The organism is Nonomuraea sp. NPDC049152, assembly GCF_040648355.1.
Taxonomy (GTDB): domain Bacteria; phylum Actinomycetota; class Actinomycetes; order Streptosporangiales; family Streptosporangiaceae; genus Nonomuraea.
Genome location: NZ_JBEZDO010000007.1, coordinates 56,824 through 77,481, shown reverse-complemented (window position 1 = coordinate 77,481; position 20,658 = coordinate 56,824). Strand labels below are relative to the sequence as shown.

The window sequence follows — 20,658 nt, the reverse complement described above, 5'->3', positions numbered from 1 at the left end:
GCGGCGGCCCGCCGTACGCTTACCTCGCCATCGTCGAGCAGCCCGATCAGCTCGCACCATCATGCGGCCATCCCGGCCCATCCGGGGAGAGCCTCGACTTCTCCCATCCAGGGGCTCGGGGTTCCCGTCCGGGTGCCAAGGATGCCGCCGACGATCGCGCAGGTGGTGTCGACGTCGCCGCCCGCGGTGGCGGTGGTCCAGAAGGCGTGCTCGAAGTCGTTCAGGTGGCGGGCCGCGGCCCACAGCGTGAACGGGACGGTGTCGTGGGCGGTGACCTGGCGGCCATTGCCCAGGACCTGCGCGGCGAGCAGGGGGTCGCTGACCGTCAGCAGGAGCCGGGCCTCGCCGATCCCGTCGCGCACCATGCTCGGCGGGGTGTGCTCCAGGACCAGGTCCAGGAAACGCCCGGGCGACAGGTCGGCATGGGCGGTGGCGACCGCGGCCGCGACGGCTACGGCGATCGCGCCGGCGACGGCTTCGGGGTGGGTGTGGGTCACCCGAGCCGACAGCTCCGCCTGCCGTACGGCCTGCGCCAGGTCGTCGGCGAACCACGCGCCGAGCGGGGCGACGCGCATCGCGGCTCCGTTACCCCAGGAGCCGTTGCCGTCGAACAGCTCCGCAGCCAGGGCGCGCCAGTTGCCGCCTTGGCGAACCAGCCGGAGCATCCTGCCGGTGGCGGGGCCGTACCCGCGGTCGAAGTCATGATGCTCGGCGAAGCTCGCGGCGAGCAGGTCCTGGTCGATGTGGCCGCCGCTGATGAGGATGGTGTAGACCGAGCAGGCCATTTCGGTGTCGTCTGTCCACTGCCAGGGGCCCTGCGGCAGCGTGCGGGAGTCGAGGGCCTGACGGTTGGCCGGGACGAAGAACTGGGATCCCAGCGCGTCACCCAGGGCCAATCCGTGGAGGGAGGCGATTGCGCGAGTCGGTGCGTCAACGGGCATCGCCGGCCATTATGGCATCAGCCACTGTGCTGCGATCAATCGCGAGTCGGACCCGTTGATCGCCTCAACGGCCGGGTCGTGCTCCGCCGCTGGCCACATGGCCGCCGCCTCCCGCATTCGAGACTCGGCCTGGGTCTGCTCAAGGTCATCGGTTCGCGCCATCAAGGGTGACTGTCGAGGCCGTCCGCAGCGCCGCCCTCGACAAGCCCATCGCCCTGTCCTGGCGCTGAGTCGCGAAGGAAGTCGTCTATGGCCGGCGCGCAGGGGAAGCCCCACCGGAACGTGATCTGGCAGCAGGGGTCCAGAGCTCGCAGATCGCCGAGCAGGTGGGCGAACGCCCCAAGGGTGATCGGGTTCCACCCTTCGCCCATGCGGTAATCCAGCGAGATGTTCCCTGGCCCGATCGCGACGCCGAGGTCAGGAATCGGGAGGTCGTCGAACCTCACTTTTGTCAGGACGACGTGGAAGGCCTCCAGCCGCCCGGCGAAGATCTGCGAGACGAGATCGGCTTGCTGGTTGACGAGAACGTTGCTGTCGAATGCGGCGGAGTAGACGACCCAATGGTCGTCCAGAGGCCCCGCATGGGTCAGCAGGTGACGCCAGATGGCAGCAGCACCCAGCTCACTGACCTCGTCCAGATGGACCTCAGGCAGCGAGCCGTCGTCTTCGGCGAACAACTCGCCGAGGTCGTCCCACAGTGCCAGGTAAGGCAGTAACTCCGCGAGTGGATCGCTCGTGGAGTCGATGAGCCTTTGTGCCACGGCTCGTACCTTGCGGTCTGTCTTTTCCCCTGTGCCGAAACCGGCCTCGATCATGACGTACTCGCGATCGAGCTGGGCGAGGGGATGCTCGGAACCGATGCTGGAAGTGGCCATGAAGGTGCCTTCCCCCGGCGTTACCGCGCCTGTGAGGATCTTGGTGGCGATGGCCCAGGCGACATCGGCATGTTGCTGTAGGTGGAGTTCCCGCATCGCGGGTGGCAGGTGATCGTGAAGCTCGTAGCCGGGGTCGCGGAGGCCGGCCAGGATACGCAGGGCGGGAGTGTCCAGGCCGGCGACGAGCGCGTCGCAGGCGGCAGCCACCACCTGGGGGCTCGAGCCCAACCCAGCGCGCCAACAGATCGCCGCGACCTGCAGCCTGGATGCCGCATCCTTCATGTGCACGGCAAAAAGGATGTCCGACATCGCGCCCAGAACGACACCGGTTTAGAGAAGGCGCGGCCGTGACTCCAGCGGATCATCGGTTCCTTGAGGCTGACACAGGTGCCTGCGCGGCGTCTGGGAGTCGGTCGAGCTTGCGTGGGGTGAATGGATCTCAAGTGAAGATGATGGCAGCGCCCACCCTGATCGATGCGCGGGCGGCAGCGATGAGGCGGAGGCAGACGAATGCTTCGATACCGTAGCGATGCCAGCGGCGTCCGGAGTCCGTGATTCCTCCCCCGGCGATCTCCCAGACTTCGTCCGACTCAGGGTCCAGGTCGTCGGGAAGCTCAAGCACCCGCGCGAGCCGTAGGCATTCGTCCAGCAGCCGATGGGACGAGCCGAGATAGGCGCCGGTGATTCGCTCGTCAATGAGTACCGGCTGAAAGTCGACGGGCACGTAGTAGCCTTCGGCATCGCTGTGCTGGACGAGGTGGTCGAAGCCGGTGCGTCCCTCGTCGGCGGATCCGACGGTCGCCTTCTTCTCGATGTCGATCGCGTAGGCCGGACCGCGCCGGTACGCCTCGGCCAGCAGCGGGTCCTTGGAGGCTCGGTCGTCACCAGGCGGTGGCAGTATGCCTGAAGCGGTCAGATGGACGGCCAGGCGACGGAGGTAGTGGAGTCCGCCGTACCCCCACGACTGGAATTCGACGGGCTCGCCGAGATCGGCCTCAGGCTGCCGCCAGTCCCCGAACCCCGCGACCCGTAACGCTCGGGCAACCGCGGCGAACTCTTCTCCGAAATGCTCGATGGCCTCCCCGTCGTCATCCAGGTTGGCGAGGTTGCCCACGACAATGTCCAGTCCCATGAAGGGCATGATGCCGAAGGCGCCGGACAAAATGGACTCCGGCTCAGCCGGCTGCGAACTCTTCTGATCGGGCGTGGGCTGCCGCCGAGCGTGTGGGCCATGCCGGGCTCATCATCAGGCTGGCCGAGGCGCTCCCCGGGGCTCGGGTCGAGGAGCACGATCGGCGGGCATCCGTCCACTGGAATGGCGATGGTGTGAGCTGCTCGATCTCCATTTATGCGGACGGCTGCCGCATCGAGATGGACGGGATCCGCCCCGGTACTGCTGAGCGGATCGCGCAAGCCGTACGGGATCAGGAAACGTCCCGCTGAGGTACCCCTGCGCACTGCTCATGTGGTGCGCAGGGAGGGTTCAGCTCTTGCGGACGGGCTTCCAGCGGTAGGCGTCCGTCCAGTAGACACACTTGAGTTTGCGGGTGTGCGGGGCGTGGTCCATCGAGTAGCCGTAGGCTCCGCGCTGTTCCTTGGAGCAGTTCAGGTGCTCACCGACGCAGTCCCAATGGTTCTTGTGCTTGAAGTAGTACCGGTTCTTCGGCGGGTGTTTCTTGTTGCAGTATGGCCGGGCGGTGGTGGTATCCGCGGAGGCGGGCGTGGGGATGGAGAGCGTCAACAGGGCCGCGGCGGCGAGGGCGGCCGTCAGGATGGTTCTCATGGTTCCTTGGGGCGTTGAAGGAGAGCATGATCAGCAAGTGTCGAGTGTAGGACATCCCGGTTCATAGGTATTTGCACCCCATGGCCCGTGTCGAGCTGCTTGTGATCTTTGTGAAAGGGTTGCGATGAACGAGGCGACCGCTCGTTTGTTGTTCGACGTTGTGGAGCGGTTGGAGAAGAGCATCGTGGCCCGTGACTGCCCGGCGATCGTGGCCCTGGAAGGTGTGCGCAAGCTGGTGCTCAGTGACTATGACTACCTGCGTGACCGGGGTACGGCTGTCGCTTTCGAGAATCGGGCTGCGGCCAAGGGCAGGGAGGTAGGGGCGGTCCGGTGGGTGCTTGCCGTACCGCAGGTCTGGTTCTTCGAGCCGCCGAGCACGGTCAGCGTGCGGGCGGTGTCGAACCATCCACTTCGTGAGGGTGAGCAGGAAGCGATCACCTGGATGAGCTTCGACCATGAGGACGGCGTCGACTACGGGCGCGTGGCCTACGCGCGGCGTCCCAGCGGGGAGCCGGTCTTCGAGGAGCCGGAGATCTTCGATGTGGGGATCAACCCCAGGCCGGAGGCGCCGGGGTACGCCCTGCTCCAGGCGTTCGTTCAGGACGAAACGGAGCCGACTCCAGGAGGAGCCGGCTCCTGACCCTTCCAACTTGCCTTTGAGAGAAGAAAAGGTGGAGACGGGTCACTTCGAATCGTAGGTCAGCGGGAATGCTCGCGGCGATTAGGGCCGACTCCAAGATCACGGAGAATTGTCCCTGATCGAACGATCCCACGAACCCGGTGGGGCCTTCGTGCGTCGAACCACGCGTGATCATGATTCTTGCAGTGTCTCTCGCCCTTGCCCCCGTCCAGATCCCCAAGAACTTCCTGCTGAGCGAGAAGGCCGCTCGTACACCCCAGTCGGACGAAGTCAGAGCCGAGGAGTGGTGGGAGATCAGTGACAAGCTGAACAAGCCCTTGTTGGGGAATCCATGTGGGCGCAAGGGTGCCACGACGGCGGACCGGTCGGCCGCGCGCACGATTGTCCACCACACCAGTGCCCCGTCGTACTCCGGCGAGCAACTCGTGATCTATCGGAGCACCAAGGCGGCCAAGAAGGCCATGAGCAAGCTGTTCGCCGACGCCGGGCAATGCGCGACCCAACCGGACGGCAAACCGTACAGCTGGACCGGCGATGGGAAAACCCGGTGGGTGGTGAGCCGCACGCGACTGGCGCACGAGGCTGCACTGATGCGCATGATGATGTACGACAAGCTCAACAAGGATTGGTCTTCCCTGTTGTCGGGCCTCGTGGCGCGCAAGGGTCGTGCGCTGATGATCCACATCGGCGATCAGGAAGCCCTCGGCTATGAGCGGAAGCAAGCCGTCAAGACCCTGCGTAGCACTGCCATCAAAATGGCGGCGAAGGTATGCGCGCTGCCCGGAGTCTGCTGATCCAGAAAGCTGGCATAGCGTCCGATCGCGCGGTGTCACTTGACATCAACTTCGCTGCGCTCTTCGCCGGGCGGGGTTGGTGTGAAGCGATCCAGCGTAGATCCGCTGCTGGCAGCCGTTGTAGAGCGCCGTGCGTTTGAATGCGAGCCCGATCTTCTCGGCGACGCGTTGGGACGGCCGGTTGCCCGGGTTGATGATGGCGACGAGCCGGTCCAGACCGAGGACGTCGCGGGCGTAATCGCGGCAGGCATGGGCGGCCTCGGTGGCGTAGCCCTTGTTCTGCAGGTGGGTGCGGAGAAGATAGCCGACCTCGACATGGACGGTGCCTTCGACGTTCTGGAGCGTGAGACCGCAGTTACCGGCGAACTCGCCGGTGTCGCGCAGCGTGAGCAGCCACAGGCCGTGGCCATGCTCGCGATAGAGACGCTGGTTCCATTCGATCCAGCGGGCCGCCTGCTCTCTGCTCATCGGCGCCGGGTAGTAGCGCATGACCTCGGGATCGCCGAGGAGCGCCGCCATGTCGTCGAGGTCGGCCGGGGTCATCTCCTGGAAAGACAGGCGCTTGGTGGGGGCAGGAATCGCCATCGGGGCTCCTCGGTCAGCGCGTGCGTCATTACCCGGCCGCGGGCAGCCGGGTAACAACAGTGGCGGGGGTGAGCTGCAAGGATGGCTTTTCGCGGGGTGGAGAACAAGACTGTTTCTGCGCCGAGGCCTGTGGGATCATGAGCGTAGGCGTTACTTGGGGCTTGGTCGGATGGCGATCGAGTAGCCGGCTCTATCGATGGGGTCCACTCGGACGACCGCGCCTGTGTGGGGGGCGTTGACCATCTCCTTGGCGTTGATCGCCAGACCCACGTGATCGGGCCCGGACCGGGAGGAGTCGGTCTCGTAGAAGACCAGATCGCCGGGCTGGATGCTGGAGCGGGAAACCTTGCGCCCAGCTCGCACCTGTTCGTATGTGGTGCTACCGATACCACGGCCAGCCTTCGCCCAGGCATATTCGGTAAGGCCAGAGCAGTCGAAGCCCTTGGTGCCGGCGCCGCGGCCGATGCCGTTGGACGGGCCGAACGGGCCCCCGCCACCCCAGCTGTACGGCACGCCCTTCTGGGATAGGGCGGTGCGGACGGCGGTCAGCGCATTGCCGACTGCGGCCGGGAGTTGCTTAGTGATCTCTTCGGGCAGGTTGTCGACGGTGTCGAGCGCTGCGTACAGCTTGGTGCACAGTTGCTTGGTCAGGGTGGCGACCAGCTCTGCTGCTTCCTGCTGGTGGGGTTCGGCGTCGGGATCGTCGATGGAGGTTCTCCGGCGGAGTCCTGCGGCAAGGTCGTCGATCACGGCCTGCTTGGGGATGCCGAGGGAGGCGGCTGCTTCGATGCTGTCCTGGATCGTTTTCTTCTCGTGTGCCGACAGCTTGGGCACGTCGGTTGGCTGTCCTGAGGGTGGTCTTCCACGGGCGGTGCTCCTTGCTTGCGGTGTGGCGTCGAGGGCGGCGAGGATCCGCGCCGCGCGGTCTTCGTGCTTGCCGTAGGCATCGGGGAAGGCCGAGTGCTGCACGGCTTGGGCGGCTTCGGTAAGCGGGCGGGTGTCCCAGTCGCGCACCTTGATGAGGCGGTTGTAGAAGGTGCGGGCGGCGTAGGCGGTGTCGGTGACCTGGGCGCGGGTACCCCAGCCGTGTTGCGGGTGTTGCTGGAAGACGCCGTGGGCCTGGCCGTTGTCGCCGACGACTCCATCGCGGAGATTCGACTCCTGGAGGGCGGTGGCAATCCCGATGACCGCCGCGCGCTCGGGTAGGCCGAGTTCGGCGGCGGTGTCGATGATGGTCTTGGCGTTGGCGGACTGTTCGCGGGTGAGACCGAGGCGCTTGGTGGGGTGGATCCGTTCGGCAGGCCGTACGTCAGAGGAAGGGACGTAGGCGCAGACGGCGGCGGCGCGCTGGTCGGGCTGGGCGGTGACCGCGGCGTGCTGGGCGCCGCCGGCCATCCCGGCGAGCAGGGCGATGCCGGAGACGAGGCCGCCGCCGGTGGCGAGGAGTTTGGCGAGGCCGAGTTCGGCGATCATCGGGGGGTTACCTCCGGCGTGGTGCGGCCGAGGTGGGGCCAGTGGTGAGCGAGCTCGGCCAGGCACAGCCGGGGGCCGGTGGATTCGAGGGGGAGCCAGATCGGTCCGGCGGGGCTGTCTTCGGCGGTGCGGGTGGCGGTGGCGACGGGGGCGAGGTCGGTGCGCAGGCGGGTGCGGAGGTTGGTCTCGCGGCGGTTGCTGTGCAGGGAGTACAGGACCGGGGTGACGATCGTGGTGGCCAGGGCGAGCGCGGCGTAGCCGTTGAGTTTGGCGGAGACCCGGTCCAGGGGCTCGGTGCCGTTGTCGTATTCGAGGAAGAAGTCGAGGGTGAGGCCGTTTTCGCTCCACCGGCCGTAGCCGTCGGGGCGGGCGGATTCGCCCCACATGGCTGTGCAGCGGTGTTCGGGCCACCATTTGAGCAGCTCCGCGTCTGCGCTGTGACGTGAGTGCCAGGCCAGGTCGGTGAAGAAGGTGTTGACGCCGACGTGGTGACCGAGCCGCTGGTTGTGAGCGATGGCCAGGACACGGTCGCGGCGGTAGCCGAAGGTGGCGTAGTCGACGCCGTCCTCGGCGGCCAGGACGGCGGCTCCGGCGGCGCCGAGCACGTAGTGGTACGGCGCGGCGCCGCTGCCGATCGGTTGGTTGGGGCGGAAACGCTCCAGCACGCCCATGTGGGTGAGGATGAGCAGCCGCTTGCGGGTGGCGGCGTCTGTGTCGAAGTAGAGGCGCTGGATGTGGTGGGAGGTGAGCACGCGATGGGTCCATATGGCGCGCAGGATTCTGCGGTCACGGGGCGTGAGCCGTACGGCCAGCGAGGTCAGGACGGCGGCGCTGAAGCGGGGTGGTGTCACGGGTGTTCTCCTTCGTGGTCGAGCCGGGGGTCTTCCGGCTTGGGGGTGGCGGGTACGGCGTGGCGGCCGTGGATACGTGCTGCGCTCGCCCGGATCTGGAGGGCGGCGTCGGGTGAGGGTTCGGGCAGGGGGCGGGTGCGCAGGGTGAATGGGGGCGCTTCGGCGGAGCGGACCACTAGGCGGGCGGCAGCTTGGAAGGCGTCGAAGTTGGCCAGGTCATGTGCGGTCAGCTGCGGGGTGAAGTGGTGTTCGACCTCGCGGGCGTCGCCGGGCGAGAGCGAGAAGTAGATCTTGTTGCGGGCGTCGGAGGAGACGGCTTGGCGCAGGTCGCGCGGGAGCTGGGCGAGGTGCTGGTGCGCGAGGACGAGGGAGATGCGGTAGGCACGTGCCTCGGCGAGCATGTCGCTGAGCGCGTGAGGGAGGGTGAGGAAGTTGTGCGCCTCGTCCACGTAGAGGGCGGCGTGGCCGCGGGTGCGGCCGAGCTTGGCGCGGCGGGAGGCGGCCTGCCATACCTGGGCGAGGATGACCGAGCCGAGCAGGCGGGCGGTGTCGTCGCCGAGGACGCCCTTGGGCAGGCGGACCAGCAGGATGCCGCCGTCGAGAATGTCATCCAGGTCGAAGGTGGAGGTGGCTGAGCCGAGGATGTCGCGGACAAACGGCCGGAGGAGGAAGGCGCGCAGCTTGTTCATGATGGGGGCGGTGACGGTGGCCTGGGAGGGTTCGGGTAGGGCCTCGTACCAGTTCCAGAAGCCGCGCAGGATGGGGTCGCCGATCGTGGCGACTACTCGGTTACGTAGCAGCGGATTGGTGAGCAGTTCGGGGATGTCGGCGAGGGTGCCGCCGGCGTGGGCGAGGGTGAGGGCGCAGCCGCGCAGGATGTCGTCGGTGCGGGGTCCCCAATAGTCGGCGTAGATCTTGTGGAAGATGCCGACGAGGTTGTCGACGGTCATGTCCGCCTCGCCGCCGCCGAGCGCGTTGAGCGAGGGATTGGGGTGGGGGTCGTCGGGGTCGATCAGGACGACCTTGTGCGCTTTGTCGGCAGGGATGAGGCCGAGCAGATCGCGGACCAGGTCGCCCTTGGCCTCGATGACGACGGTGCCGCGTCCGGCTTCGATGTCGGACAGGATCATCTGGGCGAGCAGGGTGGACTTGCCGGTGCCGTTGGGGCCGAGGACGTGGACATGGTGGCAGGAGTCGGCCACGCGCAGCGCGACCGGGCGGGGGTGTCCGGCGTCGGCGTAGCCGAGGACCTTTCCGGTGCGGGAGATCTGCGGGGAGGGCGGTACTGCATGCGCTCCGGCGCGGACCAGACCGGGGATGGCGGCGTCGAGCGGCAGGTGGGCGAGCGCGGCGAGTTCGGGGACCGACAGCAGGAATCCGCGGCCGAGCCGTCGCGTGGCCAGGTGATGGGCCGGGCGTAGGAGGCGGCGCCGTTCGAGCCGGTTGTGGCCGGAGTAGAGCGCGAAGGCCGAGGCGATCGCGTGAGCACGGCCGCAGTTGGTGTGGGCGCGGGCGTCTCTGGCCGGGGCGTCGGCGTGTACGACATAGCGGACGGCGACCTCGTAGCGGGGGTGGTGGGTCTTGTCGCGGATGGCACGGGCTTCGGCGGACTCCTCCAGCCGGATCACCCGGTCATGCGACGTGCGACGGTCGCCGGGTCCTGGGGCGATGAGGTCCAGGACGGCCCGCGTCAGCCGTACCAAGCCGCTCGACGTGAGGGACAGACGGTGGCCGGTGGCGGGGCGGGCGAGGATCTGGACGGCGGCGCGTTGCCAGGTCGGCAGGCCGACGGCGGCTCCGACCAGGGCGCGTAGCGGGTCGGCGCGGTGGTCGTGCTTGAGCGGGAGACGTTCGTCGCGGGCCAGGGTGAACTGTCCGCCGATCGCCCGGCCGGTCAGGGGAACGGGCGGGGTGACATCGGCGACGTTGGTGCGGGCCGATGGCCAGGCGGCCTCGATCGCGTGCTCGACCAGCCGCTGGGGGACGACGCCGGGCACCCACAGGCGGATGCGGACACCGGCGGCGGTGAAGAGGTACTCGAAGGCCAGGTGGGGCTGGCCAAGCAGGGTGCGTTTCCAGGCGGGGTGCAACAGGCCGACCAGGTTGCCCCACAGCGCCTCCGCGCCGGGCAGGTCGGCGACGGGCGGGGCGAGGATCTCCACGCACCGGGCGGCGCGGGTCAGGCGCGCGTGGCGTAGCCGTACGAGCATCAGCCTGGCTAGGAGGAATGTCAGCTCTCCGCCGATAGCCCAGATGGCCAGGGTCCAGGCATGGGCGATTAGCCATACCCAAGCGGCGTCGAGGAAGGCGTCGGGGTCGTCGAGGACGTCGTAGATCACGGGGCTTCACCAGCCCGGCGTCGGCGGGTGAGGATGGGGGCATGCCGCGCATTGAGACGCCTTGGGGCGTATGGGAACCGGCTCCACTGGCCGAGGTCGTCGAGCTGTTCCAGAGGCTGGACGTGCCGTGGTGGGTGAGCGGCGGATATGCGATCGAGCTGGCTGTGGGCCGCGCCTACCGGGAGCACGCGGACGTGGACATCTCCGTGTTGCGCCGGGATCAGCTGGCTGTACGTCGCCTGCTGGCCGGGTGGGACGTGCACGTGGCCGATCCGCCGGGCTCGCTGCGGCCGTGGCCGGTGGACGAGGTCCTGCCGGTGGAGGCGCACGACATCTGGGTGCGCGAGGACGTTGAACGGCCGTGGCGGTTCCAGCTCATGCTGGACGAGGCCGAGACAGGCGAGTGGATCTACCGGCGGGACGCGCGGATCCGCCGCCCGATCGCATCGGTAGGGGTCGCCCATGACGGCTTTGTCCGGCTGACACCGGAAGTCCAGTTGCTGTTCAAGGCCAAAGGCCGGCGCCTCAAGGACGAGCAGGACTTCACCGAAGTGCTCCCGCTGCTGACCGAGGCGCAGCGGGTTTGGCTGGATGAGGCGCTGGAGATCGAGTTCGGCACGCATCCCTGGCGTGACCGGTTGCGCAGGGAGTAGGCGGTGGACTGGAACAGCCCCGGGGAGCTCATGGGGTGCGACGACCCGGTTGAGGTAGATGCCGGATTTGACCGCGGTGAACCGCTGATCGGGGTCGCGGTGATCGGGCTGGCGCTCAACGTGCTCGACCCGAGCGCGGTCGCCCCGCGTCTGCATCGCGCCATGCGAAATCTCGATTCTCAGGTCCGCTACAGCGGCGCTTTGTCCGTGGGGCACATGGCCCGGCTCAACGGCAGTGTGGACGGCACCTCGCTCATGCTGCTGCGAGAGCTTCTGGGGGATCCGGAGGTCGGTGGAACTGCCGAGGACGCGCTGGAAGACGTCTGGATCTACGTGAAGCGGTCTACGCTGCCCGGGTGGCTGCGGCGGAGAGTGGGACTGGCGCGCCTCAGGGGAAAGCTGGATCTGTACCGGTGGCTTCTCGTGGAGGGTCGGCGCGAACGTAGGAACCGGTCTCAAAGGTCCGCCTCCTCGTAGTCGAGGAGTTCCTGGGGACTCGAGGTCACGGTCGAGTGCTCCCAGGGGCTGCTGATCACCTGGAAGGCGACACGCTGCTGGCCAGCTGCGAGCAGGCCCATGCCGCGTTCGGCGGAGAGCAGGAGTTGTCGTTCACCGTCGGACAGGCGGAAGGCATCGGTGACCTTGTCGATGGCCTGCGGTGCCTGTTTGAGCAGGATCTGGGTGGTGGAGTTGGCGATGACGGCCTGCCCCATGTCGGAGCCGAGGAGGTCGGCGGCGTCCTGGGTGATCACGCTCAGGCCGGCCCAGTGCTTGCGGGCGGCCTTGGCCATGCGCAGCAGGAACCTGGCGCCCTCGGGGTCCTTCATGAGCAGCCAGGCCTCGTCGACGACGACCAGGCGGGGGCGGCGGCTGTTCGGGTCGCTGACGCGACGCCAGACGGTGTCCAGGGTCAGCAGGGTGCCGACGGCCTTGAGCTCCTCGGGCAGGTCGCGCAGGGAGAAGACGATCAGGTGGGAGTCGGGGCGGGTGCTGGTATGACCGTCGAAGAGTTGGCGATGGCTGCCGCTGACGTACGGCGCGAGCCCGGCGGCGAGCTCCTTGCCTTGCGGATCGTCGGTGAGCACTTTGGCGAGGTCGCGAAGGGCGGGCGGGCGGCGTTTCCAGGTCCGCGGTTCGTTGGTGATCCCGGCCTGTTTGTAGGTGGCGAGAATGGCGCGGTCGAGGGTGGCCTTGGCTGCGTTGTTCAGCGGTTCGCCGAGCATGACGGCGATAAGGGTGTGCAGGAACAGAGCACGCCGGGTGAGCGGATCGTCGCCTGGCTTGGATCTGGGCGGCAGGTCGAAGGGATTGAGCCGGACGCCCGAGGCGCCGAGGTGGAGGTAGGCGCCGCCGACCGCCGAGGCGAGGCGGGCGTATTCGTCCTCGGGATCGATGACGGCGACCTCGACTCCGGCATACAAGGACCGGAGCGCTTCGAGTTTGGCGAGGTAGGACTTGCCGGCGCCGCTGCTGGCCAGGATGACGGAGTTGTGGTTGGGCTGTTCGAACCGGTCCCAGGCGACCAGCGAGGCCGACGACAGGTTGGCGCCGTAGAGGACTGCGGTGGGGCCGAGTTCGGCGGTGAGATCCGGCGAAGTAAAGGGGAAGGCGGCGGCCAGCGCCGGGGTGTCGAAGGTGCGGCGCATGCCAAGGTTGTCGTAGGCCAGCGGCAACGAAGAGATCCAGCCCTGGAGCTGGCGGTAGGTGACCTGCCGGGCGTCCAGGAGCAGCGAGGCGGCGAGCGCGCGGACCTGGGCGCAGGCGTCTTCCAGTTCGGTGGCGGACTTGGCGTGGACGGTGAGGTAGATCGAGGCGCGGAACAGCTTGGCCTGCCCGCGGGCGATCCGCGAGGCCAGGTCCTGGGCATCCTCGGCGGCGGCCTCAATGCCGGGGTCGAGGAGTCGCCCGTGCTGGTGGTCGTTGCGCAGGCCGGATTCCAACCGGGCGAGCTGTTTGCGGAGCCGTTCAGAGGCGATCAGCGAGGGGATTGGCTCGATGTGAACCGACACGTCCAGGCGGCCTGGGTAGGTGAGCAGGGGTTCGAGCCAGCCGGGGCCGACCTCGCGCGGGTAGCCGTTGATCGCGAGGGTGGCGCAGACGCTTCCGGCGATCTGGAGGCGGCGGGGTTCGACTTCGACGGCGTCGGGGCCGAATCCGCTGGTGGCGGGAGCCGTACGGCGGAAGGGGTGTCTCACCAGCGACCTCCGATCACGTCGTTCGGGAGCGCGAAGTCGTCGCCGAGGGGCGGTGCGGTGGGGTCGAAGCAGGCGTGGAGCAGGCCGGCGACGCCTGCCGGGTCGAGGAGCTTGATGGTCAAGCCGCAGGCACCCAGCACGCGGGAGGCCTCATCCAGGCGTCGTAGGGCGCGGGAGGCGGCAGCCGTACGGCCCTGTGAACCGATGATCGGCTCGCGGATGATGAGCAGGACCTGCCGTCTGAGCAGGTCATGGCGGGCGGATATGTCGGTGAGGAAGGCGGCGTGTTCGCGGGCCGCGTGGGCGAGTGCCGGGTGCGGGAGCTGGGGTGCGCTGCGGTGCAGGTCGGCGATTGCGTCGGAGAGGTTGACCCGTTCGGCGCGGACCAGGATCTGGATCGGGCCGGACAGCGCGTTGAGGCAGCGGCCGAAGACGGCGACGAGGGAGTCCTGCTCCTCCGGTGTCCGCAGGGCGAAGCTGACGGTGGAGACCTCGGCGACGGCGGCGACGCCGTCCGGGCCCAGATCGATCAGTCCGTCCTGGCCGACGCCGCGGGCGGGCAGCTTGAGCGGGGCTGGCAGCGGCCCCGTAGAAGCGGCGATCCAGGCAGGGGCGGCGGGGATGTCCTCGGCGGTGGCGACCAGGTGCTTAGGGGCGTGCCGGTGGCGCAGGGCGAAGAGCAGATAGCGGTCCAGGGGGATGCCGTCGTGCTGGACGATCGCGAGCAGGATGCCGGCCAGGCCCACTGGTACGGCGAAGGCGGCGAAAGCCCAGAGGGGGATGTGTTCCCCGAAGGTCAGGTAGGCCCCGTACAGGAGGGCGCCGGTGCCGCCGAAGACGAGGACCTGACGGGCGGTGAAACCAGCGATGATCTTGTCGGGGGCTTCCACGTTGGCGGGGATACGCACGGCGTCGGTCCAGGTCATCGGCCGTCATCTCCTCGAGGTCTGCGGGTACGGCGGCGCGGCGGCGTCCGCCTGGGTGTTCCGGGGTTCTCCGGCCATTCGGGGGTGCCGGGGATAGGCGCGTTCGGCGCGACGATCGGACGTACGGCTGGTCGTGGAGGTGGTTCGATGGCCCGTCCTTGTGCCTGGGCTCGCAGTTGCTGCATCTGGCCGAGCCCGGCAGGTCCCGCGGCGTAGTAGGTCTCGCGCGGGTAGCCGTACACCGGTTGGATGGCGGGCACGGGTCCTGGCAGTCGTGGGGTCGGCCGGTACTTGCCGGCGACGGTAAGACCGGTGGGCGCGTGCTTGACCGGCATGAGCTCCCAGTCCTGCTCGCGGGCCGGACGGCGGGCGCCGACGGGGGCGTGCTTGACCGGTCCTGGGCCGCCGACGGCAGCACCGGCAGCGGTACCGGCAACCGAGGCGGCAGCGGCGGCACCGGTCAGCGCGGCGGCAGCCGGAGCGGCAGGGCCGGCGGCAAGGGCGGGCAACACTCTGCCCGCCACCGCCTTGGCCGCGGCAGCCCTGCCGCCCCCGCCTCCGCCGCTGCCTCCACCCCGGCCCCCGCCTCCTCCGCTCCGGCCGAGGTGGAGGGCGCGCAGGACGGGGGAGGTGAGCTTGTAGGCGACGGCGTACTTGACCATCCGGCCGATCGTCGAGCCCCTGCTGGGCAGGAACACGGCGCGGGAGACCCAGCCGGGGATGCGGACCAGGATGACCAGCAGGCAGAGGGCGAGCAGCAGGTTGTAGAGCTGCCCGGCCGGCTGGAGCCCGGCGGCCTCGCGACCGTCCTGGTTGAAGAAGATCCGTACCGCGGTGACGAGGGTGAGGGACTGGGCGACCTGGATGAGCAGCAGGCCAGAAAAGGCCTTCCACCACAGCCGGGTCAGCCCGTCGGTCTGCGGTAGCGCCAGACAGGCCAGCGCCAGCGGTGCGGCGATCACCAAGAGGGTCGTCATCGCGAGGCGGAAGACGAAGGTGATGAGCAGGAGCACCAGCAGGACGACCGCGACCAGGCCGAGCAGGGTGTAAAAGATCTGGTTGTCGCTGGTCGGCAGGATCATGTAGCGGATGGTGTTGGAGGCGCGCTTGGCATCGAAATCCTGGCCGAGCAGGGCGGAAGAGACGCCGTTGGCAAGGTCGATGAGCTGGCTGGTGAGGAAGAAGCTGAAGTTGACCAGCCCGAAGGCGACCGCCAGGCGAGGGGCGATTTCCTTGAAGGCGTGCCGGGTCTGGACGGTCTCATGCCCCATGACCAGGATCCCGGCGAGCACGACCAGCAGGACGAAGGCGGCGTTGGCGATCGCGGCGGTGGCCTGCCACAGGTCCTGGATGCGAGCCTGACCGGACACGCTCGGGGTGGACAGCACGGTGCCGGCCAACAGTTCCAGCAATGGCTTGATGGACAGGGCGACCAGGTTCGCGAACCAGGTGTTGATCTGTCCGGTGATCCAGCCGCCGATGCCGACGTTCACGCCGGTCGACGGCAACTGGCTGTCGGGAGAGGGCGACGGGCTGGGAGCAGGGTCGGCCCAAGCGACAGGGGCGGCAACGGTCAACGCGGCAATGAGGAAAACGGCACCGGCAGCGAGGCGGAAGGCCGTTGCCGCAGTGGAGGACGGGCGCGGCAGCGATGCGGCGGTAGTCATGGCAGTCACCCGCCGACCACGTTCTTGAGTACGTTGACGAACAGCGGCGCGAGTACGGCAAGGGCGTAGCCGAACGCGGCGGCCTTCAGGGCGGTCTTTGCCTTCTGCACCTCGCCGGGGTCGCCGCCCGCTACCAGATAGCGCAGCCCGCCGATGGTGAGCATCAGCGTGGCCAGGGTGGCCAGCAGGCCGATCAGCCAGTTCCGGAGATTGTCGAAGACCTTACCGAGATCGCTCGGTACGGCTATAGCCTGCGGCGGTGAGCCGGTCTCGGCAAGTGCGGCGCTTGCCGCAACGGCAAGGACAGCGGCAAGGAGCAGAAGCACCGCCAGCACCCGGCATAGGCGCCATATCCATCGTCGGCACCCGTGCCCGCTGTTCGTGCCGGGTTCGGCCGGGCGGCTGCCGGTACCGCCGGGGTAAGACGGAGGGGCAGGCGTTGCCGTACCGTCCGGCAGGTCCAGCGCCGGAGCGTCCTGTGGCAGCCGTGCCATACCGGCTGCCGCCGATCGTCGCCGGGCGGAGGTCCGCGCGGAGCCGGGTGTGGTGCCCCGGCCTCCCTTCGTGACATCGAGCTTGGATGGGATATCTGAGGAATCCCGGCTCCACGCGGAAATCTGTGCCTCTACCTCTCTAGTGCAGGTAGAGGTGATCGTTAGGGACAGTCGTGCGGTGACGTCTCCGGCCTCGACCGCGGCACACAGCACCGGCTCGGCCCGTTGCCGCCGCTTCTTGGCCGCCTCCTCGCTTAGCCCGAGCTCGGCTGCCGCATCGGCGAGGGTGCGCTCCTCCAGCCGGGTGCGGCCGATCAGCTCGGCGTCCAGCTCACTGACCACGCCTTTGGTCACCGCGTCGAACAGCACGAAGTCCGGGTGACCCCAGGGCGGGCGGGGCGGCACCGATACCGTCACTGGCAGCGGCCTTCCGGAGGTGGACTCGGCCAGCTTGCGGGCGCGTTCCCCACCGCGGCGGGCCTCGTTGCACAGCCGCGGCCGGACGTTCGGCGCGTCGAGGTCGATGGTGCGGAGGGCCTCGACGAACCGGGTCAGTACCTCGTTGTCGATGTCAGCGGGGTCTCCGGCGAGGTAGCCGCCGGTGATGCGTCCGGCGATGCCGCGCAGCGCGGGCAGCGCCACTCCGACCGCGCCGACCAGCCACATCGCGCCGAGCAGGCGGGCGCGCCGTACCAGCTCCCGCCAGACCACGTCCCGCGCGGCGTCGCTCACGGTGCGGCGGGTCAGCACGGTGCGCAGCTCGGCGAGCGGGATGGGCCGCTGCGGCAGGTCCGGCGCGAGCGCGGCGCCGTCCAGGGCCAGGCCGTACGGCTCGCCGGCCACGAGCTGGAAGATGTGCTCGGCGGCGTCCATGGGCGAACGGTGGCGAATCTCGGATTCCATCGGAAGGCTCCAAAGGCGCGAGGAATTTCCTTTCTCGCCTCCGGTGTAGAAAGCTGCTCAGGCAAATCGCTGGCATATCTGCTGGCACCTTCAAACGAGTTTTCCCGGCCGAGTTGCCGACGGTGTTGCCGCAGCTGAAGCGCTAGTTGCCAGTGCTCCTGCCTTCGGTTTGCCAGTCAGGAGATTTCCACTGAGGGCATCTGAGGAAATCGCCCCCACCCGCCATGAACCGATTCCGGTACGGCACCTCCGAGGGAACCTCCGGAAAAGCGCTGACGGTTGTTCCGATCACGCTGCAGACCGCTCGGGCGTTCATCGCCTGGTCCCACCGCCACCTGATGCCGCCGCAGGGCGCCAAGTACGCCATCGGCCTCAACTCCGACACCACGCTGGTCGGCGTCGTCGTCGCCGGACGTCCTGTCGCCCGCAGCTTCGACGACGGGTTGACCATCGAGGTCACCCGCCTGTCCACCGACGGCACCCCGAACGCCTGCTCCGCCCTGCTCGGGGCGGCCTGGCGGGCCGCCCGTGCCATGGGCTACCGCCGCCTGATCACCTACACCCTGGCCGACGAGCCCGGCACCAGCCTGCGCGCGGCGGGTCTGCGCCGGGTCGCCGATCGCCCCGCCCGCCCCGGCTGGGACACCCCCAGCAGGCGCAGGACCGACCACGGTGCCGACGGCGTGGACCGGGTCCTGTGGGAGATCAACCGGCAGGTGCGGTCATGACCGCCTGCCCGGCGCTGCGCGTGCTCTCCCTTGGCGCGGGAGTGCAGTCGTCCGCCCTTCTCCTGCTCGCCATTGAACGCCGCATCCCCCGTTTCGATATCGCCGAGACCGAGCTCAAGCCCGGCCCGATCGAGGACGACCATGTGGAGGGCTGCTCTCCCTGGTCCTGCCGCTCCGGATCTCCTGTGCTGGAAGGCGGTGAGGATCAGTGAGGCTACAGATTCCACTCCCCGTCCAGGGTCTCGTAGACCTCATCCAGAGCCTCGGTGGTACGCGCCCGGACCATCAGGCAGACGCCTGCGTCCTGGCGCAGCAGCACATCCGGGCCGGCGAACCACACGATGGACGGCTCGTCGGCCGGGTAGGCGGGCATTGCCAGACGTTCGTAGGCTGCCTCAACAAGCGCTATGTCGCCAGGAGCGAGGTCGAGGAAGTTGAACAGTTCCTCCTCTGCGATGAGCGTCTCCGACAGCACGATCTCCACGAAGGCCAGCGACAGCCTGTCCAGCCACGGAGCCCACAGCTCAGCACTCCTGTCGGCCATCGAGGTGCGGTAGACCGTCCGGGAGTCTTTCCGCTCCAGGGCGTCAAGCGGGACGCCCCACTCGGCGACGTGCTGGTTCTCCAGCCGGTAGACCAGGACCTGTCCGGTGTCGTCGATGTACAACTCCTCGGGAGTCAGCAGCCGGTCCTGGTTGCTGGTCAGATCTCCACGGCGACCGAGCAGCGCATATGCCTCGCGCAGGATGGTGGGCAACCGAAGACCAAGCCGTTGCTCAGCCGCATCAAGATCTGCGGCATCGTACCCGTCTCCCTCGCTGAGAGGCGTCGACCAAGCGGTGGCGAAGCGGCGGATAAAGCCCCAGGAACCATCCCGGTTATCGATGGTGCCGGCCAGCTCGGTTCGGAGATCAAACATGGGGGGAAGCATAGAGGCGGACTTCTGTGGAGTCTGCCCCTGTTTGTGGGCATGGTGGCGCTGGCCAACCTGCTCAGCGCCTCCCTGACGGTTTCCCGTGGGATTCGGGCTGGTCGCACCCGCCGGGGTCTATCTCGCCGGGTTGCTGTTCGCTGTGCGTGACCTCATCCACGAACAGTCCGGCCCGCTCGCGGTCCTGTACGCGCTGTTCGGCGGCATCATCCTGTCCGGGCTGCTCGGATCGGACCAGATCGCCGCCGCCAGCGTGGCCGCCTTCACGGCCGCGGAGCTGATCGACACCGCCGTCTACGCCTGCACCCGACGCCATGGCCCACTCGTGGCCGTCACTGTCTCCAACCTCGTCGCTCTCGCAGTGGACAGCACGCTCTTCCTGCTCATTGCGTTCGGCTCGCTGGCGATGGCACCTGGGCAGTTCGTCGGCAAGGTCTGGATGACCGTGCTCGCCATATTCCTCCTCTGGACCTGCCGGAGGTGGACACGATGAAGTTCTACCTCGGCACCCACCAGCCCAGCTGGCTCACCCGCATGCCCGGCGTCCCGCTCATGCTCTCCCACCGGCGCCTCGCCTCGATGCGCCGTCTCCCGATCGCCGTCACCCGCTGGGCGCTGGATTCCGGCGGCTTCACCGAACTGTCCCTTCACGGCGGCTGGACTACCGACCCTGTCGTGTACGGCATCGCGGTACGCCGCTATCAGCAGGAGATCGGCAACCTCGACTGGGCCGCACCCCAGGACTGGATGTGCGAACCGCACATGCTCCGCCGTACCGGCCTTTCCGTCGGCGAACACCAGCGCCTCACGTTTCAGAACTACCTGCGGCTCCGCGAGCAGGGCGTGCCGGTCATCCCGGTGCTGCAGGGCTGGCGTTTGGCCGACTACCTACATTGCGTCGACCTGTACGGCAAGGCGGGCGTGGATCTGACGGCAGTTCCACTGGTCGGGGTGGGAAGCGTCTGCCGTCGCCAGCACACCGGCGAAATCGCGGAGATCACCTCCACCTTGGCCGATCAGGGGCTTGCTTTGCACGGCTTCGGCGTCAAGACCAGTGGGCTGGGCCGCTACGGTGACGCCCTCGCCTCGGCCGATTCTATGGCCTGGAGCCTGCGGGGCCGCTACCTGCCCGGCTGCACCCCCAGTCACAAGAGCGAATCCAATTGCCTGACCTTCGCCCTCATCTGGCGGAGCCGCCTTCTGCAGGAGGTGGGTCAGCGATGACTACCGTCCGCGAGCAGGAGCGCTATGGCGCTGACGACGTCCGCGACCGTGTGATCGGGCTTGAGCCCCTCGCCTGTCCATGGCAGACCACGATCGATCCAGACCGTGGACAGTCCCGCCCGACGCCCGCCGACGATGTCCTTCTCAGGGGCGTCGCCGATCACCCAGCCTCCCTCGCTGAGTTGTGCGCCGCAGCGAGCTGCCGCGATCTCGAACAGCCGGATGTCGGGCTTACGGACGCCCTCGGCGTCGGAGATCGCCCACCCATCCACATGCTCGGCAAGACGGGTCCGCTGGATTTTGCCCGTCTGGTTGTCGGCCATCCCGTTGGTCACGATGGCGACCCGCCAGCCGACCGCGCGCAGCCGGTCGAGACCGGCCAGCACCTCATACGGGCAGACGACCAGCTCCGGCAGCCTCGCCCGATAGGTCGCCCACAACTGCCCGACAGGCTCGGCCAAGCCGAACCGCTCGCGTACGGCGGCGAAGAAGGTGTCCATCGGCAGCGCCCCATCATTATCGAGGCGGATCATCCAAGCCGCGTCCTGGTCGCTCAACCCCCGCTGCTCGACGAACTCGCCCACCCAGCGGCGGAACGCGTCCAGCCGATCGATGAGCGTGTTGTCCAGGTCGAAGAGCGCCAGCTTCTGCACGAG

The 20,658-nt window shown here is 68.3% G+C and carries 22 protein-coding genes; 8 read left to right on the top strand and 14 right to left on the bottom strand.

The window, feature by feature from the left end; translation table 11 throughout:
• Positions 1-59 precede the first annotated feature (59 nt).
• From AB0B45_RS15285 to AB0B45_RS15270, 4 genes are all read right to left on the bottom strand, one after another.
• A complete protein-coding gene (locus AB0B45_RS15285) occupies positions 60-941 on the bottom strand; it encodes an ADP-ribosylglycohydrolase family protein (RefSeq protein WP_358130486.1) in 882 nt (293 codons plus the stop codon).
• A gap of 161 nt (positions 942-1,102) precedes the next feature.
• Positions 1,103-2,125: a hypothetical protein gene (locus tag AB0B45_RS15280; protein ID WP_358130483.1), complete on the bottom strand. Its 1,023-nt coding sequence runs from the start codon at positions 2,123-2,125 to the stop codon at positions 1,103-1,105.
• A 130-nt stretch (positions 2,126-2,255) separates the two neighbouring features.
• Complete coding sequence (locus AB0B45_RS15275; protein ID WP_358130481.1) at positions 2,256-2,948, bottom strand: hypothetical protein; 693 nt, start codon at positions 2,946-2,948, stop codon at positions 2,256-2,258.
• 351 nt (positions 2,949-3,299) lie between these two features.
• The gene (locus AB0B45_RS15270; RefSeq protein WP_358130478.1) at positions 3,300-3,599 is read right to left on the bottom strand and encodes a hypothetical protein; all 300 of its coding nucleotides are present in this window, start codon (positions 3,597-3,599) and stop codon (positions 3,300-3,302) included.
• 124 nt (positions 3,600-3,723) lie between these two features.
• On the opposite strand from AB0B45_RS15270, the gene AB0B45_RS15265 reads away from it, so the two are divergent.
• Complete coding sequence (locus AB0B45_RS15265; protein WP_358130475.1) at positions 3,724-4,239, top strand: hypothetical protein; 516 nt, start codon at positions 3,724-3,726, stop codon at positions 4,237-4,239.
• A gap of 185 nt (positions 4,240-4,424) precedes the next feature.
• Positions 4,425-5,033 (top strand): hypothetical protein, encoded by a 609-nt coding sequence (locus AB0B45_RS15260; protein WP_358130472.1) that lies wholly within the window; start codon positions 4,425-4,427, stop codon positions 5,031-5,033.
• 45 nt (positions 5,034-5,078) lie between these two features.
• Here the strand turns inward: AB0B45_RS15260 and AB0B45_RS15255 are convergent, their stop codons facing one another.
• From AB0B45_RS15255 to AB0B45_RS15240, 4 genes are all read right to left on the bottom strand, one after another.
• Entirely contained in the window at positions 5,079-5,618 is a 540-nt protein-coding gene (locus AB0B45_RS15255) for a GNAT family N-acetyltransferase (RefSeq protein ID WP_358130469.1), read from the bottom strand.
• A gap of 150 nt (positions 5,619-5,768) precedes the next feature.
• Positions 5,769-7,091 (bottom strand): NlpC/P60 family protein, encoded by a 1,323-nt coding sequence (locus AB0B45_RS15250; protein ID WP_358130467.1) that lies wholly within the window; start codon positions 7,089-7,091, stop codon positions 5,769-5,771.
• On the bottom strand, positions 7,088-7,942 hold the full coding sequence (locus tag AB0B45_RS15245) for a replication-relaxation family protein (RefSeq protein WP_358130466.1): 855 nt from the start codon (positions 7,940-7,942) through the stop codon (positions 7,088-7,090). The genes AB0B45_RS15250 and AB0B45_RS15245 overlap by 4 nt, the downstream gene beginning before the upstream one ends.
• The gene (locus AB0B45_RS15240) at positions 7,939-10,281 is read right to left on the bottom strand and encodes an ATP-binding protein (RefSeq protein WP_358130463.1); all 2,343 of its coding nucleotides are present in this window, start codon (positions 10,279-10,281) and stop codon (positions 7,939-7,941) included. Before AB0B45_RS15240 ends, AB0B45_RS15245 begins: the two co-directional genes overlap by 4 nt.
• Before the next feature lie 41 nt (positions 10,282-10,322).
• Here AB0B45_RS15240 and AB0B45_RS15235 point away from each other — a divergent pair, with 41 nt between their 5' ends.
• Both AB0B45_RS15235 and AB0B45_RS15230 read left to right on the top strand, forming a co-directional pair.
• The gene (locus tag AB0B45_RS15235) at positions 10,323-10,934 is read left to right on the top strand and encodes an amino acid transporter (RefSeq protein ID WP_358130461.1); all 612 of its coding nucleotides are present in this window, start codon (positions 10,323-10,325) and stop codon (positions 10,932-10,934) included.
• 3 nt (positions 10,935-10,937) lie between these two features.
• On the top strand, positions 10,938-11,411 hold the full coding sequence (locus AB0B45_RS15230) for a hypothetical protein (RefSeq protein ID WP_358130458.1): 474 nt from the start codon (positions 10,938-10,940) through the stop codon (positions 11,409-11,411).
• On the opposite strand, the gene AB0B45_RS15225 is transcribed toward AB0B45_RS15230, so the two are convergent.
• From AB0B45_RS15225 to AB0B45_RS15210, 4 genes are all read right to left on the bottom strand, one after another.
• Positions 11,390-13,129, bottom strand: a complete 1,740-nt coding sequence (locus AB0B45_RS15225; RefSeq protein ID WP_358130455.1) for an ATP-binding protein — start codon at positions 13,127-13,129, stop codon at positions 11,390-11,392. The genes AB0B45_RS15230 and AB0B45_RS15225 overlap by 22 nt on opposite strands.
• Positions 13,126-14,055: a PrgI family protein gene (locus AB0B45_RS15220; protein ID WP_358130453.1), complete on the bottom strand. Its 930-nt coding sequence runs from the start codon at positions 14,053-14,055 to the stop codon at positions 13,126-13,128. Before AB0B45_RS15220 ends, AB0B45_RS15225 begins: the two co-directional genes overlap by 4 nt.
• Positions 14,052-15,548 carry a conjugal transfer protein TrbL family protein gene (locus AB0B45_RS15215; protein ID WP_358130451.1) on the bottom strand — a complete coding sequence of 499 codons (1,497 nt, stop codon included), beginning with the start codon at positions 15,546-15,548 and terminating at the stop codon, positions 14,052-14,054. Before AB0B45_RS15215 ends, AB0B45_RS15220 begins: the two co-directional genes overlap by 4 nt.
• A gap of 179 nt (positions 15,549-15,727) precedes the next feature.
• A complete protein-coding gene (locus AB0B45_RS15210) occupies positions 15,728-17,089 on the bottom strand; it encodes a hypothetical protein (protein ID WP_358130448.1) in 1,362 nt (453 codons plus the stop codon).
• Between the two features lie 254 nt (positions 17,090-17,343).
• Here AB0B45_RS15210 and AB0B45_RS15205 point away from each other — a divergent pair, with 254 nt between their 5' ends.
• Both AB0B45_RS15205 and AB0B45_RS15200 read left to right on the top strand, forming a co-directional pair.
• Positions 17,344-17,847, top strand: coding sequence for an XF1762 family protein (locus AB0B45_RS15205; RefSeq protein ID WP_358130446.1), 504 nt, complete (start codon positions 17,344-17,346; stop codon positions 17,845-17,847).
• Complete coding sequence (locus AB0B45_RS15200; RefSeq protein WP_358130443.1) at positions 17,844-18,059, top strand: hypothetical protein; 216 nt, start codon at positions 17,844-17,846, stop codon at positions 18,057-18,059. Before AB0B45_RS15205 ends, AB0B45_RS15200 begins: the two co-directional genes overlap by 4 nt.
• A gap of 2 nt (positions 18,060-18,061) precedes the next feature.
• On the opposite strand, the gene AB0B45_RS15195 is transcribed toward AB0B45_RS15200, so the two are convergent.
• Positions 18,062-18,766: a hypothetical protein gene (locus tag AB0B45_RS15195; RefSeq protein ID WP_358130440.1), complete on the bottom strand. Its 705-nt coding sequence runs from the start codon at positions 18,764-18,766 to the stop codon at positions 18,062-18,064.
• Between the two features lie 97 nt (positions 18,767-18,863).
• On the opposite strand from AB0B45_RS15195, the gene AB0B45_RS15190 reads away from it, so the two are divergent.
• Both AB0B45_RS15190 and AB0B45_RS15185 read left to right on the top strand, forming a co-directional pair.
• Entirely contained in the window at positions 18,864-19,271 is a 408-nt protein-coding gene (locus AB0B45_RS15190) for a VUT family protein (protein WP_358130437.1), read from the top strand.
• Complete coding sequence (locus AB0B45_RS15185) at positions 19,268-20,002, top strand: hypothetical protein (protein ID WP_358130434.1); 735 nt, start codon at positions 19,268-19,270, stop codon at positions 20,000-20,002. The genes AB0B45_RS15190 and AB0B45_RS15185 overlap by 4 nt, the downstream gene beginning before the upstream one ends.
• On the opposite strand, the gene AB0B45_RS15180 is transcribed toward AB0B45_RS15185, so the two are convergent.
• A complete protein-coding gene (locus AB0B45_RS15180) occupies positions 19,993-20,655 on the bottom strand; it encodes an HAD-IA family hydrolase (protein ID WP_358130431.1) in 663 nt (220 codons plus the stop codon). The genes AB0B45_RS15185 and AB0B45_RS15180 overlap by 10 nt on opposite strands.
• Positions 20,656-20,658 lie beyond the last annotated feature (3 nt).